The organism is Gemmatimonadales bacterium (assembly GCA_030697825.1).
GTDB lineage: Bacteria > Gemmatimonadota > Gemmatimonadetes > Gemmatimonadales > JACORV01 > JACORV01.
In genome coordinates this window covers 1-6,089 of sequence record JAUYOW010000259.1, presented here as the reverse complement: position 1 = coordinate 6,089, position 6,089 = coordinate 1, and the positions used below count along the sequence as shown (strand labels likewise).

Genomic DNA, 6,089 nt, shown 5'->3' with positions numbered 1-6,089 from the left:
ATTGGGTGCAGTTGTTGTCGGTCATGAGCCTAGAGATTTACGTCACGAATGGTGGTGCAGCCAGTCGCGATGCTAGGGAACGAAGATGCGGCGTACGACGTGATGGCCGGCATCGGCGGCGTAGAGGAATCCCTCGGCCTGCGCCAACCCCGCCGGCACCGACGTGGTGGTAAGCCCCGCCTCCAGCAGGTCCGGGCCGAGCGCCGAGTCACCGTTGCCCATGAAGGTACCGATCCGTCCGGAAGCGAGCTGGACGGCTCGCACGCGGCGATTGCCGCGATCGGAGACGATCAGGACCCGACCCACGAGCGCGACGCGCACCGGCTGGTTCAGCTGCGCGGACAAGGCCGGCCCGCCGTCGCCCCCGAAGCTCGCCAGCCCACTGCCGGCCACCGTGGATATGCGGCCGTCGGCGGTGACACGCCGCACCACGTGGTTCCCGGTGTCGGCGACGTACAGCTCTCCATCGCCCACCGCGACGCCGCGCGGCGCGTAGAGCCGAGCGCGCACCGCCTCCGCGCCGTCACCGCCGTATCCGCCTTCGCCTCGTCCCACCGCCGGCCGCACCACGAATTCACCGGTCCCCACCTCCCGCGAGATCGCCACGATCCGGTGGTTGGCGACTTCCGCGACGTAGACCGTTCCGTCCGGCCCCACCGCGACATCGTCAGGCTCGCTGGTCGGCGCCGTCCGGGCGACGGCGCCGGAATCCGCCGCGCCGCGCGTGCCGGTTCCGAAAAAGGGCCGAGCCGAATCGGCCGTGAGGTCGATCAGCCACACCACGTGGACACGCTGATCCACGACGAGCAGCGAATCGCCGCTGGGAAAGGCGGCGATGGCGGTCGGCAGCTGCAGGCAGAGCGCTCGCGCACGGACCGAGGCGAACACCGTCTGAAGGCAGCGCGCGTCTCCGGCCACGATACGCTCGACCCCGCCCGGCGACACCACGCGCACGACGCGGTTGCCGGTGTCCGCGATATACAGCGTTCCGCCCGGCAGAGCGGCGATGCCCGAGGGACCGGCTAGCGCCTCCGTGCGCGCGTCGCCTTCGGCGGCTCCGAGTCCGGAGACACCCGGCACGCCGGCGACGACGCGCGCGAGGCCCGGTTGATCCCCCACCACGATCTCGGTGGGACCGCAGGCCGGCAGCAGCGCCATCAGCGCGCCCAGCGTTACGGCGAGAGGTCGACGGTCCATACGTCCTGGTTACCGGTGGCCCGGGACACGTAGGCGGCGCGACGCCCGTCCGCCGACACGGCGGGCTCGGCGGCGCCGGCCGTCCCGGCGATCGGCTGCTCGACGCCGGTCGAGAGGTCGACCAGCACGAGGCCGGTCCCGCGGCGGACGAGCAGCGCGTTCGAGGCGGGCAGCCAAGCCGCCTCCTCTCCCAACCCGACCCGCGTGAGGCCCGCGCCATCGGGCGCGACGACCCACACGTCCGGTGCGATCGTGGTCGTGGTCGTGTGGCTCGCGTAGCACGCCGGGGCACCGAAGAAAATGAAAACGCACGCGCTGGTGCGCACGCTGTCCCGCGCGTAGTGCGCGAAGGCGATGCGGGTGCCATCCGGCGACCAGTGCGGGAAGCCCGCATCGCTCACTCCCGGCACCATGGCGAACGCGTCGGTACTCACCTCCCAGATCCACAGCCGGTCCCCGTCGCTCACGACGAGGCGGGTCCCATCGGGCGACCACGACGGCCCGAAGGCGGCCGCGCGGTCGTCACGGCGCCGCGCGAACACGGGAGTGAAGAGGACGCGCACCAGGCCGAGCCCCAGCGAATCGGCGAACTGGAGTCCAGCCAGCGTGAGGCTGAGCGTCGGCAGCGACGACGGTGACTGCAGCGGGACCGGGAGGTCCACGATCACGACCTCGAGGTCGGACACGGTGGGCCATGGCTCCACGCCGCACGGGCAAAGTCTTCCCGACGTGAACAGGAACCCGACCGCTGCCCGGGTCCCCACGGGTGCGCGCGCGACAGGAAGGGCCTCGGTGCCGAACGGCGAAGGATATCCCGCCGCCTCCTCGACCGCAGTGCCGCCTTCGACCGGTACCGCGACGCGCAACCACTGGTCCGCCGCGGCCGGCGGCAGCCCCATGGCCGCGTACGAGACGGACTTCCCGTCCGCGGACCAGACCGGCGTGAGATCGGGGCCGAGATTGTAGGTGAGGCGGCGGAAGCCGCCGCCGAGCGGGAATCTGGGCTGGGGATCGACGAACCCATCGCCGGAGGCGCGGCATGCCGCCGCGCCGAGTGCGAGGAGCAGCATGACGCCCCGGCGAGCCGCCGAGGCTTGACCGAACGGCCGGAGATGACGCAAGGCGCTAGTGTACTTCTTCCGCATCGCCCCAGCAAGCGCGCCACGCCGCGCGAAGAGCCCCGGCGTTACGGCGAGAGGTCGACCGTCCACACGTCCTGGTTTCCCGTGGCCCGCGACACGTAGGCGGCGAGACGCCCGTCCGCCGACACGGCGGGCTCGGTGGCGCCGGCCGTCCCGGCGATCGGCTGCTCGATGCCGGTCGAGAGGTCGACCAGCACGAGGCCGGTGCCGCGGCGGACGAGCAGCGCGTTCGAGGCCGGCAGCCAGGCCGCCTCCTCGCCCAACCCGACCCGCGTGAGGCCCGCGCCATCGGGCGCGACGACCCACACGTCCGGTGCGATCGTGGATGTGGTCGTCGTGCGCGCGCGACACACGATGTCACCTTGGAAGACGAAGACGCACACGTTGGTGCGCACGCGGTCCCGCGCGTAGTGCGCGAAGGCGATGCGGGTGCCGTCCGGCGACCAGTGCGGGAAGCCCGCGTCGCTCACCCCCGGGACCGGGAGGAGCGAGCCGGTGCTCACCTCCCAGACCCACAGCCGGTCCCCGTCGCTCACGACGAAGCGGGTCCCATCGGGCGACCACGACGGCCCGAAGACGGCCGCGCGATCGTCGCGGCGCCGCGCGAAGACCGGGTTGAACAGGATGCGATACAAGGGGTCCCCCAGCGAGTCGCCGACCTCGCGTCCGGCCAGCGTCAAGTTGAGCGTCGGCAGCGACGACCCTGATCGGGGCGGGCCGGCGAGATCCACTGCCAGGACCACGAGCGTGGACACCGTAGGCCACGGGTCCGCGCCGCACGAACAGTCTTTTCCTGCGGGGTGCAGGAACCCGACCGCCGCCTGGGTCCCGGTCGCGGCGTGGACGGCGGGAAGGGCCTCGGTGCCGAACGGCGACCGGTACCCCGGGGCGTCCTCGACCGCGGTGCCGCCTTCGGCCGGCACGGCCACGCGCAGCCACTGGTCCGGCGCGCCGGGTGGCAGCCCCAGCGTCACATACGAGAGCGTTTTCCCGTCCGCCGCCCAGGTCGGCGCGAGATCGGGACCGCTGTTGTACGTGAGGCGCCGGAAGCCGCCGCCGAGCGGGAATCTGGGCTGGGGGGCGACGAGCGCATCGTCGGAGGTGCGGCACGCCGCCGTGCCGAGCGCGAGGAGCAGCACGACGCGCCGGCGAGCTGCCGAGGCTTGACAGAACGGCCGGAAACAACGCAAGGTGGCGCTAGTGTACTCCTTCCGCTTTTCCCCAGCAAGCACCGTCGCGCTGCTGCTGGCCGCAACCGTCGCGGCCCCCCCTCCCGGCCTGGCGCAGGGCGGCGGGCGCGTGATCGGCGTGGTGCGGGACCGCGAAACCGGCCAACCGGTGGAGGGCGCCAACCTGCTCCTCGCCGGAACGCCGCGCGTCCAGCTCACCGACAACGCCGGGCGTTTCGTCTTTCTGGGCATGACGCTCGGCGAATTCGTGCTGGTCGTGAGGCGGGTGGGGTACGAGGCGCTGTCGGTACGCGGGCGCGTCTCCGGCGCGGCGCCGAGCGAGCTCACGATCCTGCTCCACCCCACCGCGACACCCACGCTGGGCGAGATCGAGGTCTCCGCCCGGCCGTTCCAGCGAACCGACGAGCCGGCCAGCGTGCAGACCGTGGATCGCCAGCAGCTCCGGCTGGCGCCCATCACGACCCTCACCGACGTGATCGACATCCAGGCGGGCGTCGCCGACGGCCATTTCCGCGGGGGCCGCACGGGCCAGGCGATCCTGATGATCGACGGCCTCGATGTGCGCGACCAGTTCGCCCTGAGCGATCTCGGGACCACGATGAATCTTTCGCCCACGGCCATCGAAGAGCTCAGCGTCGTCACGGGCGGCTTCGGTGCGCAATATGGGAACGCCCTGTCGGGCGTCGTGGACGTGGCGACCCGCAGCGGCTCCCCCAACCACTGGGAGACGCGCGCGTCGCTGAACGGCGGCCAACTCCTGCCCGATCGCATCGGCTACGGCCAGTCGCGGACCGAGCTGAGCGCGGGCGGCCCGCTGCGATTCCTGGGCAGTGGCGTCACCGTGTTCATGGACGGCACGGCATCCACCGCCGAGGACGCGGAGCCGCGCTTGCACGGCCTCACCTGCCTCACGCCGAGCCCGGGGGATAGATGCCTGTTCGAGCGCGCGATCATCCCGCACCACCGGGGCGATCAGCTCACGGCGTTCTCGCGGATCGACTTTCCGGTTTCCCCCGTGACCTCGTTCACCCTCACGGGGCTCTGGACGCGCGGTCAGCAGGAGCTCTACTCCACGCGGTTCAAGTACAACCTGGACAACTACCTCGCCGAGCGACGCACGTCGGCGCACGTGGCCTTCAGCGCCCAGCATCAGACCGGTGGCGGCTCGCGCGCCTCCCTGCTGACGGCGCGGGTGGCGCTCACCCGGGCCGCCAGCTACCTCGGCGTGCCGGTGCCCGGAGACCGGCCGGGCACCGGTGGACTGCCGTGGCGACGGCTGCGCTTCCGGGGCGAGGACTTCGTGGCCGAGCCCGTGGAGCAGCAGATCCAGGAGGCGAGGGGCGTGCCGGGCTACGTGCTTTCGGATGACTTCACCGGGCCGGTCTACGGCCTCTGGGGCCGGGGACTCTTCGTCACAAGCGGCACCAGCGGCATCGTCCAGCGGCACCAGACCGATATGCTCACCGTGGACCTCTCGAGTACGACGCAGGTGAATCCGCAGCATCTGCTCGTGATCGGGGGCACCTTCAAGCTGATCCACGTGCAGGCCTACGAGCGAACGGCCGCGGCGCTCGCCGCGTCCTCCCCCAGTGCGGCGTCGTTCTTCCCCCGCGTGGCCTCGCTCTACCTCACGAACACACTGAAGCCGGTCGGCGGCGCCACGCTGACCCTCGGTGCGCGCCTCGAGGCCTTCAACCCGAGGATCCAGTTCACGACGGATCGGCGGACCCTCGGCGCCCCGATCGAGAACGCGAGATGGACCATGCTGGTGATGCCGCGGATCGGCTTCGTCATGCCGCTCACCGACGTCGGTCTTCCGCACACGGTGGCCCGCTGGAACTTCGGGATCTCCAGCCAGCCGCCGGCGTTCCAGTTCTTCTTCGATTCGGGCATCGACGACAGCCTGAACACGACGCTCCGGCGTCAGGGGAATCCGGCCCTCGGCTTCGAGCGCGCCACGTCGTACGAGGCGGGAATCACCCAGCTCCTGACACCGGACGTGCTCGTCGGCGTCACCGGCTATTACAAGGACCTGTCCGGGCTGGTGACGAGCGGTGTGCCGCTGGCGGCGGCGGGACGGCTCTTCTCGAACCTCGACCAGGGACGGATCTACGGCGTGGAAGCCAGCCTCGACCTGGGTAGCCACCCGGGCCGAAAGCTGCGGCTCTCCTACAGCTTCCAGCAGGCGAAGGGGACGGTCTCCACACCATTCGATTCGACCTCCGCGACGCCGGGAACGCGCGCGGTGGACGTCCCGCTCGCGTTCGATCGCCGGCACGCGATCGACCTGCTCGCCATCTGGGCACCACCGGAAGGACGGTGGAGCGCTTCCCTGTCCGGCACCGCGGGCAGCGGCTACCCGATCCCGGGCCGGGACGACGGACGGCGACTGCCGTGGAGCGTGCTGGTGAACGGCCGGCTGACGATGACGGCGCACTGGCACGGGCGTTCGGTCGAGTTCTACGCGGAGGGGCGCAACCTGCTCGCCTGGCGGACGCTGCGGACGGCGCGTCCCGAGACCGGCAACGAGACCGTGGTCCTCGATTCGCTGGAGGCGCGC

Annotated in this window: 4 protein-coding genes; 1 reads left to right on the top strand and 3 read right to left on the bottom strand. The window is 71.5% G+C overall.

The window, feature by feature from the left end:
• Positions 1 to 72: 72 nt before the first annotated feature.
• Genes Q8Q85_12975 through Q8Q85_12965 form a run of 3 tightly spaced genes read right to left on the bottom strand, consistent with a single transcriptional unit; the run spans position 73 to position 3,478 of the window.
• Positions 73 to 1,197 (bottom strand): hypothetical protein, encoded by a 1,125-nt coding sequence (locus tag Q8Q85_12975; GenBank protein ID MDP3775168.1) that lies wholly within the window; start codon positions 1,195 to 1,197, stop codon positions 73 to 75.
• Positions 1,173 to 2,408, bottom strand: a complete 1,236-nt coding sequence (locus Q8Q85_12970) for a hypothetical protein (protein MDP3775167.1) — start codon at positions 2,406 to 2,408, stop codon at positions 1,173 to 1,175. Before Q8Q85_12970 ends, Q8Q85_12975 begins: the two co-directional genes overlap by 25 nt.
• Positions 2,384 to 3,478, bottom strand: a complete 1,095-nt coding sequence (locus tag Q8Q85_12965) for a hypothetical protein (protein ID MDP3775166.1) — start codon at positions 3,476 to 3,478, stop codon at positions 2,384 to 2,386. The genes Q8Q85_12970 and Q8Q85_12965 overlap by 25 nt, the downstream gene beginning before the upstream one ends.
• 61 nt (positions 3,479 to 3,539) lie before the next feature.
• Between Q8Q85_12965 and Q8Q85_12960 the strand changes: the two genes are divergently transcribed.
• Positions 3,540 to 6,089, top strand: a 2,550-nt coding sequence (locus tag Q8Q85_12960; protein ID MDP3775165.1) for a TonB-dependent receptor, incomplete at its 3' end; no start/stop codon positions are given.

Bases quoted from the DNA above. Each gene is read 5' to 3' on its own strand.
- Q8Q85_12975 (MDP3775168.1), bottom strand. From the start codon at position 1,197: ATGGACCGTCGACCTCTCGCCGTAACGCTGGGCGCGCTGATGGCGCTG.